Origin of the sequence: Methylocystis sp. (assembly GCF_051062815.1) — a bacterium.
Classification (GTDB): domain Bacteria; phylum Pseudomonadota; class Alphaproteobacteria; order Rhizobiales; family Beijerinckiaceae; genus Methylocystis.
In genome coordinates, this window is record NZ_JBPFDU010000093.1 from 18,984 (window position 1) to 35,586 (window position 16,603).

General features: G+C 65.0%; 14 protein-coding genes. 9 read left to right on the top strand and 5 right to left on the bottom strand.

What is annotated here, in order from left to right; genetic code table 11:
- Positions 1-21: 21 nt before the first annotated feature.
- Positions 22-2,301 carry a hypothetical protein gene (locus ACR65W_RS19330; protein WP_434499172.1) on the bottom strand — a complete coding sequence of 760 codons (2,280 nt, stop codon included), beginning with the start codon at positions 2,299-2,301 and terminating at the stop codon, positions 22-24.
- Between the two features lie 31 nt (positions 2,302-2,332).
- Positions 2,333-2,878 carry a TetR family transcriptional regulator gene (locus tag ACR65W_RS19335; protein ID WP_196399533.1) on the bottom strand — a complete coding sequence of 182 codons (546 nt, stop codon included), beginning with the start codon at positions 2,876-2,878 and terminating at the stop codon, positions 2,333-2,335.
- Positions 2,879-3,017: 139 nt separating this feature from the next.
- Between ACR65W_RS19335 and ACR65W_RS19340 the strand changes: the two genes are divergently transcribed.
- From ACR65W_RS19340 to ACR65W_RS19360, 5 genes are all read left to right on the top strand, one after another.
- Positions 3,018-3,467 carry a copper uptake system-associated protein gene (locus tag ACR65W_RS19340; protein WP_434499173.1) on the top strand — a complete coding sequence of 150 codons (450 nt, stop codon included), beginning with the start codon at positions 3,018-3,020 and terminating at the stop codon, positions 3,465-3,467.
- A 613-nt stretch (positions 3,468-4,080) separates the two neighbouring features.
- Positions 4,081-6,438, top strand: coding sequence for a TonB-dependent receptor family protein (locus ACR65W_RS19345; RefSeq protein WP_434499174.1), 2,358 nt, complete (start codon positions 4,081-4,083; stop codon positions 6,436-6,438).
- 88 nt (positions 6,439-6,526) lie between these two features.
- Complete coding sequence (locus ACR65W_RS19350; protein ID WP_434499175.1) at positions 6,527-7,240, top strand: ABC transporter ATP-binding protein; 714 nt, start codon at positions 6,527-6,529, stop codon at positions 7,238-7,240.
- Entirely contained in the window at positions 7,237-9,705 is a 2,469-nt protein-coding gene (locus tag ACR65W_RS19355; protein WP_434499176.1) for an FtsX-like permease family protein, read from the top strand. The genes ACR65W_RS19350 and ACR65W_RS19355 overlap by 4 nt, the downstream gene beginning before the upstream one ends.
- On the top strand, positions 9,695-10,798 hold the full coding sequence (locus tag ACR65W_RS19360) for a lipocalin-like domain-containing protein (protein WP_434499177.1): 1,104 nt from the start codon (positions 9,695-9,697) through the stop codon (positions 10,796-10,798). The genes ACR65W_RS19355 and ACR65W_RS19360 overlap by 11 nt, the downstream gene beginning before the upstream one ends.
- Here ACR65W_RS19360 and ACR65W_RS19365 read toward each other — a convergent pair.
- Positions 10,792-11,139 carry a MarR family winged helix-turn-helix transcriptional regulator gene (locus ACR65W_RS19365; RefSeq protein ID WP_434499178.1) on the bottom strand — a complete coding sequence of 116 codons (348 nt, stop codon included), beginning with the start codon at positions 11,137-11,139 and terminating at the stop codon, positions 10,792-10,794. The two genes, ACR65W_RS19360 and ACR65W_RS19365, sit on opposite strands and share 7 nt — an antisense overlap.
- 421 nt (positions 11,140-11,560) lie before the next feature.
- On the opposite strand from ACR65W_RS19365, the gene ACR65W_RS19370 reads away from it, so the two are divergent.
- The 3 genes from ACR65W_RS19370 (at position 11,561) to ACR65W_RS19380 (ending at position 13,946) form a co-directional block, all read left to right on the top strand.
- Positions 11,561-11,737, top strand: coding sequence for a hypothetical protein (locus ACR65W_RS19370; protein WP_434503026.1), 177 nt, complete (start codon positions 11,561-11,563; stop codon positions 11,735-11,737).
- A 349-nt stretch (positions 11,738-12,086) separates the two neighbouring features.
- Positions 12,087-12,854, top strand: a complete 768-nt coding sequence (locus ACR65W_RS19375) for an enoyl-CoA hydratase-related protein (protein ID WP_434499179.1) — start codon at positions 12,087-12,089, stop codon at positions 12,852-12,854.
- Between the two features lie 120 nt (positions 12,855-12,974).
- A complete protein-coding gene (locus ACR65W_RS19380; protein ID WP_434499180.1) occupies positions 12,975-13,946 on the top strand; it encodes a DnaJ C-terminal domain-containing protein in 972 nt (323 codons plus the stop codon).
- Between the two features lie 9 nt (positions 13,947-13,955).
- On the opposite strand, the gene ACR65W_RS19385 is transcribed toward ACR65W_RS19380, so the two are convergent.
- Together ACR65W_RS19385 and ACR65W_RS19390 are read right to left on the bottom strand one after the other, a co-directional pair.
- The gene (locus tag ACR65W_RS19385) at positions 13,956-14,849 is read right to left on the bottom strand and encodes an anti-sigma factor family protein (RefSeq protein ID WP_434499181.1); all 894 of its coding nucleotides are present in this window, start codon (positions 14,847-14,849) and stop codon (positions 13,956-13,958) included.
- Positions 14,850-14,851: 2 nt separating this feature from the next.
- Complete coding sequence (locus tag ACR65W_RS19390) at positions 14,852-15,352, bottom strand: RNA polymerase subunit sigma-70 (protein ID WP_434499182.1); 501 nt, start codon at positions 15,350-15,352, stop codon at positions 14,852-14,854.
- A 219-nt stretch (positions 15,353-15,571) separates the two neighbouring features.
- Between ACR65W_RS19390 and fabI the strand changes: the two genes are divergently transcribed.
- Entirely contained in the window at positions 15,572-16,432 is an 861-nt protein-coding gene (fabI, locus tag ACR65W_RS19395) for an enoyl-ACP reductase FabI (RefSeq protein ID WP_434494248.1), read from the top strand.
- Positions 16,433-16,603: the final 171 nt, after the last annotated feature.

A 16,603-nucleotide genomic window follows, 5' to 3' on the forward strand; every position in this document is an offset into this window, starting at 1 on the left:
ATTAACAGGACCCGCGCTTCGCTATCTTCGCGAGAGTTCCGTCAGCAATCCGCGCAGCGGCTGAAAGTGGAACCGCACCTCATGGCGCCCTTCCGGAATCGCGACGGCGCGGAACATGACGTTCGCGCGCAGAATCGGCGCTTCCACACCGTCGAGGTTCGCGAACCACCACGGATGCCAGACGTCGTGCAAAACAAGCCAGCCTCCGCCCGGAGGCGCGCTGGCCTCGGCGACGATGCGATCGTTCTCATAAGAGAGGATTTTCGCCGTCGCCGGCGGCGCATCTTTGCGCGTATGGCAGATCGGCGGCGTCTCCAGGAGCACCGTCTCGCGATAGTCCGCCTCCGGCCACTCGCCGCTCTTCATCATCGCTGCGAAATCGACATGGATGGCGCAGGTTGCGAGTAGGACGCGCGGCATGGCGCGGGGATTTTCGTAAATGTGAACGTCGCCGATGCGCGTGAGCTCAACGAAGTCGCCATGCTTGTAATTCCCGTCGATCTTTTCGATGGGCACGCCGGTCGCGATAAACCGCAGGCCGAGCATGTCCGAAAGGACCGAGCGATAGGAAGGATAGAGCTTGGAAAACTGGCGCTGCTCGGGAAGCGCCAGATGGTCTCCGGCGCCGGTTACGTCTTCGAAGAGCCGAAGCCGGATGGGATTGTAACCCAGATCATGATCGAAGCCATGGACGAGCGACGCGTTCGGCCAATGAAAATCAATCGCCGCAAGTTCGACGCGGTCGCGACGATCCGGCGCCGTCGTCTCCTTGAGCTTGCCGCGCAGATAGGCGATCACCGGATCCTTGCCGTCGACCCGCAAGGCCTCGAACTGTTCGGGCGGCAAGGCCGTCGATTCATTTGGTCCATTGCCGATCGTCAGATCGACGCTCATCAGCGTGGCGACCGCCGCGAGCAGATACGGGCCGCGCAACAATCTGTCGCGAGTCGCGAGGATAAGCGCGACGGCGAGCGCGGCCAACATCGCGCTCGTCGCGAGCGGCCAGAAGGCTTGGTTAAGATGGCCCTTCACGCCCACGACAAGCAGCGCGACCGCGAACAGCGCGGCGACGGCGCCGACAAGCCAAGCCGTGCGTGGCGTGGCCTCGCCCCGCTCAACGAGATTGAAGCCATAGCCCGCGAGGATCGCGAGCGTCGCGCCGAGCAAGAATGTAGCGTCCGCCGGCCGCCGCCAAAGGTCGACGCCCGGCAGATGATAGAAGAAGGCGAAGACCGGCGTGTAGCGGCCCAGGGCGTAGAGCGCGAAAAACAGCGCGGCGGCGGCGAAGAACCGGATTTCCTTATTCGAAAGGAAGCGCCTGCCCAGCGCCGCGATCAACGATACGAGCGTCAGTTCGCCCAAGTAAACATTGGCCATGTTGCGCGCGAGGAATAGGTCGCGCTCGCCGGCGGGGGGCCCCCAGAAGTTTTTAAGCGGGCCGTCCGTTCCGAACATATTGGCCGAGATCAGCGTCCAGAAGGAGCCCGGCGGCAGCGAGCCCTTGAATGCGCCGTCGAGATCGATCTCAGGTCGGTTTGAATGCGCGGCGAACTCCAGCGTGAAGGCGAGCGGCACGGCGATGATTGTCAAACCGACGAGCGCGCCCGCCGCGAGCGGCGTCACCGCGCTGAGTTTGGGCGAGTCATCCGTGGCGACGCGATAGGCGGCATAGGCGGACAGCATCAGCACGCCTAGGAACGCGACCTGGTCCCGTCCCAGCACCAGCAGCGCGGCGGCGGCGCCCGCCGCGGCGCCATAGAGCGCCGAGCGCCGATCGAGCCCCCGCGCCAGCAGCCACAGCGTGACCGGGAGCCAGGCGAGACTCATGATCTGCCCGACATGCTGAATTCGCCACGCCGCCGAGCCGCCAAAAGCGAACGCGAGAGCAGCGAGCAATCCTCCCGCGGCGCTCCAGCCGCGATCGCGAAAATAGGCGATGAGCGCAAGGCCGCCCATGCCCAGCATCGCGAAGACGATTGCGTCGGCCAGGACAAAGGACGGCTCGGGAACGAGCGCCGCCGCCAGCAGGAAAAACGGAGCGAAGATCAGCGATTGCGGATCGGCGATCTGCGGCATCCCCGCAAAGACGTGCGGCGTCCAGAACGGCGACTGGCCGCTGTGTAGCGCATGGGCGAGAAAGGCGAATTGCGGAAAAAAATGCGCTTTCGCGTCCCAAGGAATGGTGACGCGCCCGGAAAGCCAGGGAAAGGCGAGCGCCAGCGCGCAGACGAGGAAGAACGCCGCCGCGAGGGCGTAGGGCTGACCTTCCGGGCGGCCGGCGTTTTTACCGATTCGTTGCATGGCCACAGTTCTAGCGGCTCCAGGCCATGGCTCAAAGCCGCGCTTCAGGCGCCCGCCTGAGGCCGAAGCGCGCAGCGAGCGCGTCGATATCAACAGTCGGACGGCGCTTGTCATCCGATTCCAGCAGAAGGCGCAACCCCATGCCGCGCAGCATGTCAATAAAGGCGATAATATCGGGGTCGTCGGCGGTCCGTCCGAAGAGCGGCGCGAGCTGCTCGGCCACGCCTCGGGCGTGCGCGGCCAGCGTTGCGCGAATTTCCGATTGGTCGCTCGCCTGAGCCACGACGCTCAAGAAGAAGCGCATCCTGTTGCGCTCGAACATGAGCGCGCGCACCGCTTCGACAGGATCGACGTCGCTTCCGATCGAACCGCGTTTGGGCTTATGCGCCTGCGCATGCGACGCTTCGAGCGTCGCGGCGAGCAAATCCGTCTTACGCGGAAAATAATAGGTCAAATGCGACTGCCGCAATCCGGCCGCGGCGGCGACGCGCGTTTGGGTCAGCGCCGAGACGCCTTCCTTCCTTAGGATTTTGAGCGCGGCGTCCAGAATGCGCTGACGCGCGCTTTTTTCCACCATCGCCATTCGCGTTCATTCAACCTTCGCCGCGCCAGCGTCGTATCAAAAAAAACGCGCCGCGGAAACGCCTCTGAGCTTGCGCTGCATTTTGTTGGTAATATACCAACCTAGCGCGCCACGCTAACGTTGGAGAGGATTGATGAGATTATTTCTTATTGGGACGATCAGTGCAGCCGCGTGCCTGAGCGCGCGGGCCGACGAAGGATCTGAGGCGGCGCGCCGCGTGCTCTTCGAAACATTCGACAAGCCCGAAACGCGCCTGTTTGTCGACGCAATCGTCGTCGAAGGCGACGCCGCCGTCGCCGACTGGCGCCAGGGTGAACTCGGCGGCCGGGCGTTTCTTACGCGTAAGGGCGATGCGTGGAGCATCTCGCTTTGCGCCGGCGACGCCTTGAAAGACAGCGCCACGCTCGAAAAGCTCGGCGTTTCGAAAGCGAATGCTGAGGCGCTTTCAAGGCGGCTGGCGGCCGAAGAGACGCGGCTCTCCCCCGACATCGTCGAGCGTTTCTCCCGATTTGATGGCATGGCCTCCGTCGAGGCGGATGGAAGCCATTCGCCGCTCGACCCCCATCACAAGCCCATTCCCTGACTGTCGCTCACTGTTGCGCCGGAGCAACAGCGGCTGAAAAATCGCCCGTCAGGCCAGCCGAAGCGTTGCCCCGCGTAATTTGGTATATTACCAACATTCAGGTTCGGCGCTGTCGCCGCCCCTCGTCTCGCGCCTTGAGCGGCGAGACGCAGCCGAGGAATCCGAGACAAGATGGCGGCCCTTGCGAGAACGCCTCGCTCGATGATTTTGCGGCGCATCGGGGCCCTTTGTATCGCGCTGCTCTTCGCGCTCGCGGCCATTTCGTCTTCGGCGTCGGCGCATCCCGCGCATGCGTCGCAGGGAACGGCCGTGCACTGTATGGACACCTCCCAACCTGCGCCAGCCGAGCATCCTTGTGGCGGCGAGCAATGCTGTTCGCTCTGTGGTCACAGCCAGAAAGACCTGGTTTCTCCCTTTATTGAGTCAGCATCAGGCGCCATCGCCTATGCGCCTCCGCGCGCCGCAAGCCGCGCGTTCTGCGCCCTTCAGGCGCCGCCCACAAAAAACGTCCGCGCACATTCACGCGCCGCCCCGCGCGCGCCGCCCCGCTTCTCCTGATCGCGACAGTCTTCCCCTAACGATCGCGCGGCGAGACGCCGCTCAGGAGATTTCCATGTTCCGGACCGGCTTGCTGCGCGGCGCCTGCGCCGTCGCTCTCGTTCTTTCTTTCGCGGACTCGATCGCACTGGCGCAGCAGAGTCTGCCGACCATCGACATTGGCGGCGCCAAGCCGCGCGTCGTCGGACGCGGCGGCGGTCGCGCCCCGTCTACGGCGACGGCGCCAGTCCCCGCCACATGGACGCAAACCGGCGGCGGCGGCGGCTCGCTCACAGTGCCGTCGGTCGCCCAGCAACGCCGCGAACTCGAGCGCACCGTCGGGTCGGTCGCCTTCGTCGATGCCAATACACCCGAGATTCAAACCCGCTACGTTCACGACCTGCGCGACGCGCTCAAGGACGTTCCGGGCGTCTATGTCGAAAGCCGCTATGGACAGGAACTGCGTCTTTCGATCCGCGGCTCAAATCTAACGCGCGACTTCCATCTGCGCGGATTGGAGCTGCTGCAGGACGGCATTCCGATGAATTACGCTGACGGCAGCGGCGACATGTATCAGATCGATCCCAAATATTTCCGCGCGATCGAAGTTATGAAAGGCGGCAACGCCCTCGCCTATGGCTCCTCGACGCTCGGCGGCGCGATCAATTTCATCTCGCCCACCGCCTATACGGCGCTCGCGCCGAACATGCTGTCGCTTGAAGGCGGCAGTTATGGAACCGTGCGCGGGCAAGCGCAGATGTCGCGCATCATCGGCAATTTCGATTTCCTCATCAACGGCACGTTCACCCATGCCGACAACTACAGAAAACATTCGACCACGGACTACACGCAGCTCAACGGCAATCTCGGCTATCGCTTCTCCAACGATCTCGAAACGCGGTTCTATTTCGGCGTCTATGACACCTGGCAATTGCTACCGGGACAACTCAATCAGTCCGACGCGCGCAACGATCCGCGACTGTCGCTGCCGCCGTTTCCGCCAGGGTTCGGACCCGACGGCTTTGGCGCCAATCAGGCGCGCAACGTCAAGAACTGGCGCATTTCGAACAAGACCACGATCCTGAGCGAAATCGGCCGCATCGACCTCAACAGCTGGTACACGCATAATTATCTCTATCATCCGATTTTCGTGGTCATCGAACAGGAAGGCGGGACCTGGGGATTCACGCCGCGACTTACTTCGAATTTCCTCGTCGACGGCCACCCCAATGAACTCATCCTCGGCGGCCGCGTCTGGGGCGGATCGTCGAGCGACAATTGGTCCGACAATTACAATGGCATGCAGCTCAATCCCTATGGCGGGATCCCCGCGAATTTCGCCAATGCGCAGTTCTCCTTTCCGCCCTATTCGTTTAACGGACTCGCGCAATTTGGCGCGGCGAGTTCGTGCTTCGGCTTCTGCGGCCTGTTCATCAATCCGGGCTTGGATCCGCGTCTTCGTAACAACCGCGCGACGGCGCTCAATCTCGAAGCCTATTTCGAGAATCGCCTGCACATCGCGCCGCAGCTCATCTTCATGTTCGGCGCCAAGCTTTTCGCCGATACGCGCCGCTATGCAGTTCTCGGCGGCATTCCCTTCGAGCCCGTTCCCGGCGTGTCGGACCAAGTCTACCGCGGCATCGTGCCCAAGGTCGGCCTGATGTTCGAGCCGACGCCGGACATTCAATTCTTCGCCGACATGACCGGAAGCCGCGACGTGCCGGACTTCATCGACCTGACGCAAGGCGTGTTTCCGCCGCCGCGCGACGGCACGACCTTCACGCCGCTCGCGGCGCAGAAGGCCTGGACGGGAGAACTGGGGGCGCGCGGCAGATGGGACCGCTACACCTGGGATGTCACCTTCTACCATTCGGAACTGCAGGACGAACTCTTGAAATTCACTGCCAATCCCGGCCTCGGCATTCCGGCGACGACCTTCAACGCCAAACGCACCATGCACCAGGGCGTCGAATTCGCTGCGAGCGCCGAACTCTTGCGCGATATTTTCGCGCCGGATGCGGGCGACGCGTTGAAGCTGTCGCAGGTTTGGACCTGGAACGATTTCCGCTTCGTCGGCGATCGCGACTTCGGCGACAAGACGCTGGCCGGCATTCCGCGCCACGTCTTGCGCACCACACTGTCCTATTGGCGGCCCGACGGCCTCTATCTCGCGCCGCAGATGGATTGGGTTCCGGCGGGCGCTTACGTCGACTACGCCAATACGCTGCAGGCGCCGGGCTATGTCTTGCTGGGCGTCCAGGCGGGCATGAAGCTGCCCTATGGTCTTTCGTTCTTTGTCGAGGCGCGCAATCTGACCAATCGCCACTACATCAGCGACGTGACCACGATCGTCGACGCCCGCGGTCTCGATCCGCGGGTCTTCTATCCGGGCACGGGGCGCGTGATCTACGGAGGCTTGCGCCTCGCGTTCTAGCTCGGCGACGTTTGGGCGATCGGCGCGGCGGGCCATATATAGGGCTGGCGCGCCGGCCGCCTTCGCCGGTCCGATCAGGGCGCACTGCTTGTCGATTCACGCGACGCCGGAAAATCTCGCCGCTACACGGACAAGCGCGCCAATGCTGCGCGTCGAGCGGCTTAAGAAATCCTATCCGACGCCGCAGGGCCGCATTCCCGTGCTGCGCGGCGTGGACTTCATGCTCGCCGCAGGCGCCAGTCTGGCGCTGACCGGCGAATCCGGCAGCGGCAAGAGCACGCTCCTGCATCTGGTCGGCGCGCTCGACGACGCCGATTTTGGCGAAATCGTTCTCGATGGCGTCGCGCTGACGCGGCTGTCGGAAAATGCGCGGGCCGCCGTTCGGCGCGAAAGGATCGGCGTCGTCTTTCAGCAGTTCAATCTGATCCCGAGCCTGACCGTCGGCGAAAACATGGGCTTCCAGGCGCGACTCGCCGGGCGCTACGATCCGGCGTGGCAGGAAGAGCTCACTGCGCGTCTTGGCCTTGCGACGCTCGCCGCCCGCTATCCTGAGGAGCTGTCCGGCGGACAGCAGCAGCGCGTCGCCATCGGCCGCGCCCTCGCCGTGCGCCCCAGGCTTCTGCTCGCTGACGAACCGACCGGCAATCTCGACGAAGCGACCGGCGACGCCGTCATGGCGCTCGCGCTCGACCTCGTCGCCGCGACCGGCTGCGCCTTTCTGATGGCGACGCACAGCGAACGACTGGCGGCGCGGCTGCAACGCCGCGTGCGGCTCGAATCAGGCCTTCTGGCGACTCAATGAGAGAGACGCTCTGGACGCTCGCCGCGCTGATCAGCCACTGGCGCCGACGGCCGGCGAACCTCGCGACGCTCGTGCTCGGCCTCGCCATCGCCACGGCGCTGTGGAGCGGCGTGCAGGCGTTGAACGCTCAAGCGCGCAACAGCTACGACGCCGCGGCGAACGCGATTTCGGGCGGCGGCGCGAGAACGCTCGTCGCCTCTCGCGGGGGCCTGTTTGACCAGGAGCATTTCGTGAGACTGCGGCGCGCCGGCGTCGAAGTCTCGCCGGTGCTGGAAGGCGTAGTCCGAATTGGCGAAAAGAATATTCGGATCATCGGCGTCGAACCGCTGTCGCTGCCGCGCCGCTCGCCGATCGCCGACAGGCGGACGCGAACGGATGTGATCGAAGATTTCTTTTCCGGCGCAGGCCGTAGCTTCGCGGCGACGCAGACCTTGCGCCGGCTCGATCTCGCCGAGGGCGCCCAGCCGCAAACCGAACGCGGTCAGCAGCTCCCGCCGCTTGCGGCGCTCCCCGAAGCGCCGCCCGGCGCAATCATCGTCGACATCGGCGTCGCGCAGCGCCTGCTCGATCGACCCGGAAAGCTCTCGCGTCTCGTCATCGCCGACGAGGAGACGTTCGACGAGGCGCGACTTAAGCGAACCGCCAGCGATGCTTTGCGGCTCGTCGCGCCGGACGATGATAGCGATCTGGCCCGCCTGACCGACAGTTTTCACCTCAATCTCACCGCCTTCGGCTTTCTTGCGTTCCTGGTCGGACTGTTCATCGTACATGCCGCCTACGGCCTCGCGTTCGAACAGCGACTGCCGACCCTGCGCACTTTACGCGCGCTCGGAGTCGGCCCCCCTCATCTCGTCGCGGCGATGGCCTGCGAAATCGCCGTCCTGACGCTCATCGCGGGAGGCGCGGGCGTCCTCGGCGGTCACGCGATCGCGCAGGCGCTTCTGCCGGATGTCGCAAAAAGTCTTGAGAGCCTCTACGGCGCACAAATCTCCGATCGCCTTGCGCTCGATGCGCGCTGGTGGCTGTCCGGCCTCGCCATGGCCGGAGGCGGCGCGGCTCTGGCGGCGGCGAGCGGCCTGACGAAAGCACTGCGGCTGCCGGCGCTGTCATTCGCGCGTCCAATGGCCTGGCGCGGCGCGCATCACCGCTATTTGCGACGGCAGGCGGCGCTCGCGGCGCTTGCCCTTGTCGCGGCGGCCGGCGCATACGGCTTTGGCGAAGGTCTTGCGTCCGGCTTCGCGATCATCGGCTTGGCGCTTCTTGCCGCCGCTCTCATTCTGCCGGTCGGCCTCGCCGGAGCCCTGGCGCTCGGCGAGCATTTCGCGCGCCGCCCGCTCGCCCGCTGGTTCTTCGCCGATGGGCGCCAGGAAATTTCCGGTCTTTCGCTTGCGCTGATGGCGCTGCTGATTGCGCTTGCGACCAACATTGGCGTTGGCGGCATGGTCGAGGGCTTTCGCCAGACGTTCGTGCGTTGGCTCGATGCGCGCCTCGTCGCCGAGATCTATTTCGAGGCGGCGACGCCCGCCGATGCAGGCGACATCGAGGCGTGGGCGCGCACGCAGCCCGACATCGCCGCGATCCTTCCTATCTGGCGCGCGAAGACGCGCATCGGCGGATGGCCCGTCGACGTCGTCGGCATGACGCCTCACGAAACCTATACGGCGCATTTTCCCTTGATCGACGCCCCGACGGACGTATGGACGGCGCTGCACGCGCAGGACGCCGTTCTCGTCAGCGAGCAATTGGCGCGCCGGCTTGGTCTCGCCCTCGGCGCGACGCTCGACATTCCGACGTCAGGGCAAGACTGGCGCGCGCGCATCGTCGGCGTCTTTCCGGATTACGGCAATCCGAAGGGCCAGCTGCGCATCGATCACGAAGAGCTGAAGCGCTATTTTGATGACGCCTCCGGCGTGCATTACAGCCTGCGCGTCGATCCGGCCGCCACGGCGCGCGTCATCGAAATCATGCAGCAGCGCTTTGGCGGAAAGATCGCGCGCATCGTCGATCAGGCCGAAGTCAAAATGCTGTCGACGGACATCTTCGAGCGCACATTCGCGATCACGACGGCGTTGAACACGCTCACGCTGATCGTGTCCGGCGTCGCGCTTTTCGCCAGTCTGCTGACGCTCAGCGACATGCGGCGCGCCCGCATCGCGCCAGTCTGGGCGTTGGGCGCGACGCGGCGAAAGCTTGCGGCGCTGGAAATGGCGCGGGTCATGGCGTTTGCCGCCGGCGCCGCGGCTTTCGCTATCCCTCTTGGGCTGTTCATGACCTGGTGCCTCGTCGCGATCGTCAATGTCGCCGCTTTCGGATGGCGACTCCCATTCCATATGTTTCCGGCGCAATGGCTTGTGGTTTCCTGCATCGCGCTCGGCGCCGCGTTCTTTGCGGCGCTTATTCCCTTCGCCAGGCTCGCGCGCGTTTCGCCGACGGAACTGCTTAAAGTCTTCTCCAATGAACGCTAGGTCCCCGAACGGTTCTCCCGAACGACGCTCGGCAATTTCGAGGCGATCCGCGCTTCTTCTCGCGCTATCGTCGAGCGGCGCGCTGGCGCAAGGCTTTGGCGGATTTGGCGCGACGGCGCCCGGCTTCGCGATTCCCCGGCCCGGAACGCAGCTCGCGTTTCCAAGAGACCACGGCGCGCATCCCGATTTTCGCACCGAATGGTGGTACGTCACCGCAAATCTAACGGGCGCGGACGGCGCCTCGTACGGCGTCCAATGGACGCTCTTTCGCTTTGCAATGGAGCCGAACGCGGCGCGGGCCGGCTGGGACGACCGCAATGTCTGGATGGGCCATGCTGCGGCGACGAGCGCCAGCGAACATCGCTTCGCGCAAAAATTCGCGCGCGGCGGCATTGGACAGGCAGGCGTCGAGGCGGCGCCCTTTCGCGCCTTTGTCGACGACTGGGCTCTCGAAGCCCGCAACGATTCCGCGGACGCCGGAATCGAGCGTCTGCGCGTTTCTGCGGGGGACAGAAATTTCGCCTATGCGCTCGACCTGACAGCGTCGGGGCCGGTCGTATTGCAAGGCGAGGGCGGCTACAGCCGCAAATCCGAGGCTGGACAGGCGTCCTATTACTACAGCCAGCCGTTCTTCACGGCGGAAGGCTCATTGTCGATGAACGGACGCAAAATCCAGGTCTCCGGCCGCGCCTGGATGGATCGCGAATGGTCGAGTCAGCCGCTGGGCCCCGACCAAAAAGGCTGGGACTGGTTTTCGCTGCATCTTGAGGCCGGCGCCAAGCTGATGCTGTATCGCATGCGCAGCGTCGAGGCGCCGTCGTTTCTCTTTGGAAATTGGATCGACGCCGACGGCGCGACATCGATGCTCGCGCGGGAAGACATCGTGCTCGAGCCGTTGGAGATGACGCGCATCGCTGATCGTGACGTGCCGACCCGCTGGCGCGTGAAGATCAAAAGCCGCGCCGTCGACGTCATCACCCAGCCTCTAAACCCGAGAAGCTGGATGGGAACCGATTTCGCCTATTGGGAAGGTCCGATTCGGTTCAAGGGTTCGCACAGCGGCGAAGGCTATCTCGAAATGACGGGCTATTGAGACTCGGCGGCCGTGCGAAAGAAGTTCGTAAAAACGCCTCGCGCGTCGCGAAGCTTCTTCAAATGCACGGCGGCGAGCTCCGACAGCCGCCGTTCGCCCGCCCGCGTGATGACGACGAGCGACCGACGACGGTCGGTCGGGTCGGTCTTCCGCCTGACAAGCTTCGCCTGCGCCAGGCGCGACACCAGCTCCGCCGCGCTGTGGTCGCGGATCATCAGCTGCTCGGCGAGTTCGCCGACGCTGATGTGCTTTGCGCCGCGATAGGTGCGCACCACTAGAAGCGCCTGATACCATTGCAGGGTCACGCCATGGTCTGCGGCGACCTGTTCGCTGAATGCCAAGAACCTTCGCAAGGCGGAGCGAAATTGCGCGAGCGCGACTAGGTCGTCTTCACTTGGCGCCTTGCGTGGGATCCCTTGCGGCTGATCGCAGAGAGTCAAATGAAACCCCTTACTTCCCGAGTCGTTCTCGCGCTGGGCGACTCATTTGGAGTGAAGAAATAATGCGCGCGCCGCGCCGGCGGGTCAATTCTGTTCCGCGTCGAAACGCGCTTTATAATTCGCGCGATGAAGTCGTCAATCGTTGCAAAAAAAGCATTGGAGTCGGCGGTGTCTCCTCTGCCGAGGCGCGCAAGCGCCGCGCGACGGCCTGCGATCCGACGACAGCGCCTGCGCCATAGCGGCGGATTTTGTTCATGCGTCTGGAATGCAGCATCGCTTCTCTCGCGCGAAAGAATTCCGGCGCCTCGAATGGAATGAGGTCATGGACGAAGTAGACAGGCTTTATATCCGGCCGCGCTGTGAGCCAGCGCATATACCAGCTTCCATCAACAAGAAATTGCGTGACGTTGAAATAGATCGCGCCACGCGGCGCCTCCAAGATAAGGCCCAGCGCCGCATCGCCTGCCAGCTTCGCTCGAGGAAAGAAAGATTCTTCTGACGCGCGTCATCGAGGCCAAAGCGGAGCCGTTGGAGAGAAGCGCCGCGACCACGGCGCGATAGCCCCGTCCTGTCCGGCGTCGCCATCTTCGCGCCAGAGATTTTCGACGCCTTCGATCGTCTCAAGCGCGCTGTCGGGATCGGCGAGACGCGGGCTGCCCCTGCTGCTACGGGGTCGGGAAACGGCGCCCCAGCCGTTGACGATCTCAACTCGCTGAAATCTACGCGCTTGCGGCGCTGCTGCAAGTCGCCGATGATCCACGGCCCTGGCGCCCGCATTAAATCTATCTCAGGAAATTCCCTCAAAACTTTGGCGAAACTCGCCGCAGCGAGCCGATCCGGAGATCCTTATGTCGGAAAAGATCATCGTTTCGAGGGATCGCGGGGTGCTGCGCCTGCTGATGAACCGCCCCGAAAAGAAGAATGCCCTTGATCGCGAGATGTATCGCGCATTGATCGCCGCGCTCGATGAGGCGGACCGGGACGAGACGGTGCATGCCGTCGTCTTCGCCGGCGCGGGCGGCAATTTCACCGCGGGCAATGATCTCGCCGACTTTCGCGATTTTGCTCCTGGCCGAGATATTGCTCCTGGCGCAGAGATTTTTCCGGCGCTGACCTTCGTTCGCGCGGCGGCGGCGTTCGAGAAGCCGCTCGTCGCCGCCGTGACCGGGGACGCCGTCGGCGTGGGGACCACCCTGCTCTTCCACTGCGACCTCGTCTACGCCAGTTCGGAGGCGCGGTTCACAATGCCGTTCATCGACCTCGCCCTGCCGCCTGAAGGGGGCGCAAGCCTGCTGGTTCCGCAGCGCTTCGGTATGGCGAAGGCGTCCCAATATCTGCTGCTTGGCGAGAGCTTCGACGGCGCCGAGGCGCTGCGTCTGGGCCTGGTTAACGCGCTGGCGCCATCGGAAGGCGTGCTCGATCTTGCAATGGACGCCGCGCGGCGTCTCGCGGCAAAGCCCAGCCAGGCGCTTTTCGCGGCGCGGCGGCTGATGCGCGGCGAACCGAACGACATATTGTCGCGCATCGACGCGGAAGCGGCGCTTTTCGCCAAGGCGCTGACGTCGCCCGAAGCGCGCGAGCGCTTCGCCGCCTTTTTCGCGTCCCGGGCGCGCTAGGCTTCAGCGCGACGCGACCTTCGCCGCTTGCGTTGCGAACGCGCTTCTCCCAAATAATAGGGCGGACATACGCGCCCGCGCCGCTAAGGGCGGGCGCTCACATGGGCTGATTGGAAAATTATGCGCGATCCTTACGACGTTCTCGGCGTGCCCAAATCGGCGAGTCACGCCGAAATCAAGAAGGCGTATCGCCAGCTCGCCAAGAAATTCCACCCTGACCGCAACAAGGATGACCTGAAAGCCAAGGAGCGATTTTCGGAAATCAACTCCGCCTATGAAATCGTCGGCGACGAGACGAAGAAGGCGCAATTCGATAAGGGCGAAATCGGTCCGGACGGGAAACCCCGCTTCACCGGCTTCGAAGGCGGAGGCGGTGGCCCCGGCGGCTTTACGCGCAGTTGGCGCCCGGGCGGCGGCGCGCCCGGCGGCGATCAGCATTTCGAGTATCACTTCGGCGAGGCGCCCGGCGGCGGGCGCGCGGGCTTTGACCCTTCCGACCTCTTCGCGGATCTCTTCGGCGGCGGCGGCGGGCGCCGTCGGGCAGGACCCCAGCCGACCCGGGGCGACGACGTCGTCGCCACCGCCACCGTGCCGCTGGAAACGGTCGCGCACGGCGGCGCGGCCCGCGTCATCCTGCCCAGCGGCCGCACGCTGGAAGTCAAAATTCCGGCGGGAATCGAAGACGGCAAGCAGATTCGGCTGCGCGGCCAGGGCCAGCCCGGCTCCATGGGCGGCGAGCCCGGCGACGCGCTGATCACCGTGAAGGTCGCGCCGCATCCTTACTTCAAGCTGGATGGCCGCGACTTGCGGCTGGAGTTGCCGGTGACGGTTTATGAAGCCGCGCTCGGCGGACGGGTTCCGACCCTGACTCTGGACGGCAAGGTGGAGCTGACCATTCCGCCGCACTCCAACAGCGGGCGCGTGCTGCGGCTGCGCGGCAAAGGGCTTCCGGCGAGCGACGGCAAAATAGCCGGCGACCTCTATGTCTCGCTGAAGATCATGCTGCCGGAAACGGCGTCGAGCGATCTCGACGCGCGGATGCGGGAGTGGCGCGACGCGCATCCCTATGATCCGCGCGCCAAAATGTCGTGAGGTCCTCGGTTATTTAGCCTCGGCAGGCGTCGCCGCGACCGCGGCGGCGGCCGCCTCCGCCGCGGCCTGCATCGCGTCGGGCGCCAAGGCGCCAACGAGCACGAAGGCGAAGCCGCCAGCCCGCCATTCTATGGCTGAAACGCCTTGGCCACGCTGGCCCGCCGGCGCGGCGAGGGCCTCCGCCCGCTCGAAATAAAGACCAACTCGCCCACCGTCGTCGCGCTCATAGACGAGAAACGCCGCCGGCGCCGCGACGCCGGGCGCGACGCGTCCGCCAAGCAGCCGCAAGCCAACGCCGCTCAAATCCGGCGCGCGTGAAAATCCCACGCGCTCCTGAAGCCACGCGAGCAGTTCGCCGCGCCGGCTGGCCTCGACCTCCACGGGCCGCGCATCCAAAATATAGGTCGCGTAGGTCAAGCCCGCCCGCGCGGCATAGCTGGTGGCGGCGATCGCGCGCGTCGTCGGGCTCTGCGCCGGGGGACGGTTTGCCAGAAACAGCAGCGCCGCCGCGGCGACGGCCGCGCCGGCGATGAGCGTCAGCAGCGTCGAAGCGAGCGCCTGGCGCCGCCGGCTGGCGCGGATTTCGTCGAGCTTGCGCGTCGGACGCGGCGCCGCGCCGGGTCGCCCCCAATGGATGGCGCCGGTTTCGATCGGCCCCTGACCGGCGGGCGGTGCCGGCGGGCGCGCCGCCGCCTCCCGCAGCGACAGCGGCGGCGGCTCGAGCGCCACCGGCTCGAAAGCGGCGCGCAGCGCCGCGTTCTGGCGCCGCCAGCCTTCAACGAGCGCGGCGTCCTCGGGATGCTGCAGGAGATGGTCTTCGACCTTGCGCCGCTGCTCGGGGTCGAGTTCGCCATCCACGAGGGCGTGCAGATCGGCTTCTTCGATCAGCGCCGAGGGCGTCATCCTTACTTCACGACCCGCAGATGCGAGGCGGCGCGGCGGCCGCCCTCCAAGGGCGCGACGGGCCGCAAGCCTTCGGCGCCGAGCGCTGCCCGCGCGCGCATCAGCCGCGCCAGCGCCGTTTCTCGAGTGGCGCCGACGATGCGCGCCGAGGCGTCATAGCCGAAGCCCTCGAGCGAGACGAGCAACAGCATGGCGCGCTCGTCGAAACAAAGACTTGCAAGCCCATGCACGACCGGCGGGTGGCGCGACGCCGGACCTGGGGCATTGGCGAGCTTTTTCTGAGCGAGCCCGACAAGCGCCGCATAGGCTTCGATTCGCGCTTCGGCGAGATCGGCGGGGCGCAGCTCGCGCGCCCGGATCCGCGCGCCGACCGATTGCAACGCGCTTTGCACGAGATCGTCGGCGATGGCCGGGCCCGCGCCGGCGCAAAGCGCGCGCGCATAGCGTCTCAGGGCCGGAGTCGCTCCGCCCAGACCCGCTATGATGTCGGCTCTTCTGCCCATGCGGCCCGCTCCGCTCGGTCTTCTCGCCAGTCTGCGAAGCCAATGACGTTTCCTATCGAATGATAGGGCATCGCCGCGCGATTGGCTATGCTTGGCCGTGCTGGCCGCGTGCGATTTCACATCCGCCGCCGCCTGTGGCGCGAGGGTTTCCTTTGCGCCCAAAGCAGGCTAAACGGCGCGAGCCGCCGAGCGCTTTTCTCGCCCAGGACATAGACACGCATGACACAGCAAGCTGCGCCTGCCGCCCTTTTCGCCGGACTGCTCAAGGGCAAGAAGGGGCTCATCCTGGGCGTCGCCAATAATCGCTCGATCGCCTGGGGCATCGCCAAGGCCTGCGCCGACGCGGGCGCCGAACTCGCGCTCACCTATCAGATCGAGGCGCTGGAAAAGCGCGTGCGTCCGCTGGCGGCGGACATCGGCGCAACCGTCGTCGGGCGCTGCGACGTCTCCGAGCCGGAGACGATGGACGCCGTCTTCGCCGAGATCGAAAAGCTTTGGGGCCGACTCGATTTCGTCGTGCACTGCCTCGCCTATTCCGACAAGGACCAGCTCGACGGGCGCTATGTCGAGACGACGCTGGAAAACTTCCAGATGTCGCTGAACATCTCCTGCTACTCCTTCACGGCGATCGCGCAGCGCGCCGAGAAGCTGATGACGGACGGCGGCTCGCTGTTGACGCTGACCTATTACGGCGCCGAGAAATGGATGCCGCATTATAATGTGATGGGCGTAGCGAAGGCGGCTTTGGAGGCGTCGGTGCGCTATCTCGCCGCCGATCTCGGCGTCAAAAACATTCGCGTCAACGCGATTTCGGCCGGGCCGATCAAGACCATGGCGGCGTCCGGCATCGGCGACTTCCGCTACATTTTGCGCTGGAACGAATATAATTCGCCGCTGCGCCGCGTCGTCACGATCGAGGAAGTCGGCGAGACGGCGGTCTATCTCTTGTCGCCGATGGCGCGCGGCGTCTCCGGCGAAGTGCTGCATGTCGACGCCGGCTATCATGTCGTGGGCATGATGAATCCGAGCGCGGCGCCCAAAATGGCGGATTTGCTGGCGCTGCTGCCCCAGCAGAAGTGAGGCGGCGGCGAAGTCGTCGCCACTTCTATTTTTTCAATGAGTTGGCTTTATACCGCCATCTTTGACGAGCGGCTCTTGATCCATTCCCACGCATCTTCCGGGAGCCATCCGGAATAGTCCCGCGTAATGCCAACGATCAAAAACCGATCGTTCTTGTCGGTGTGGGGGCTG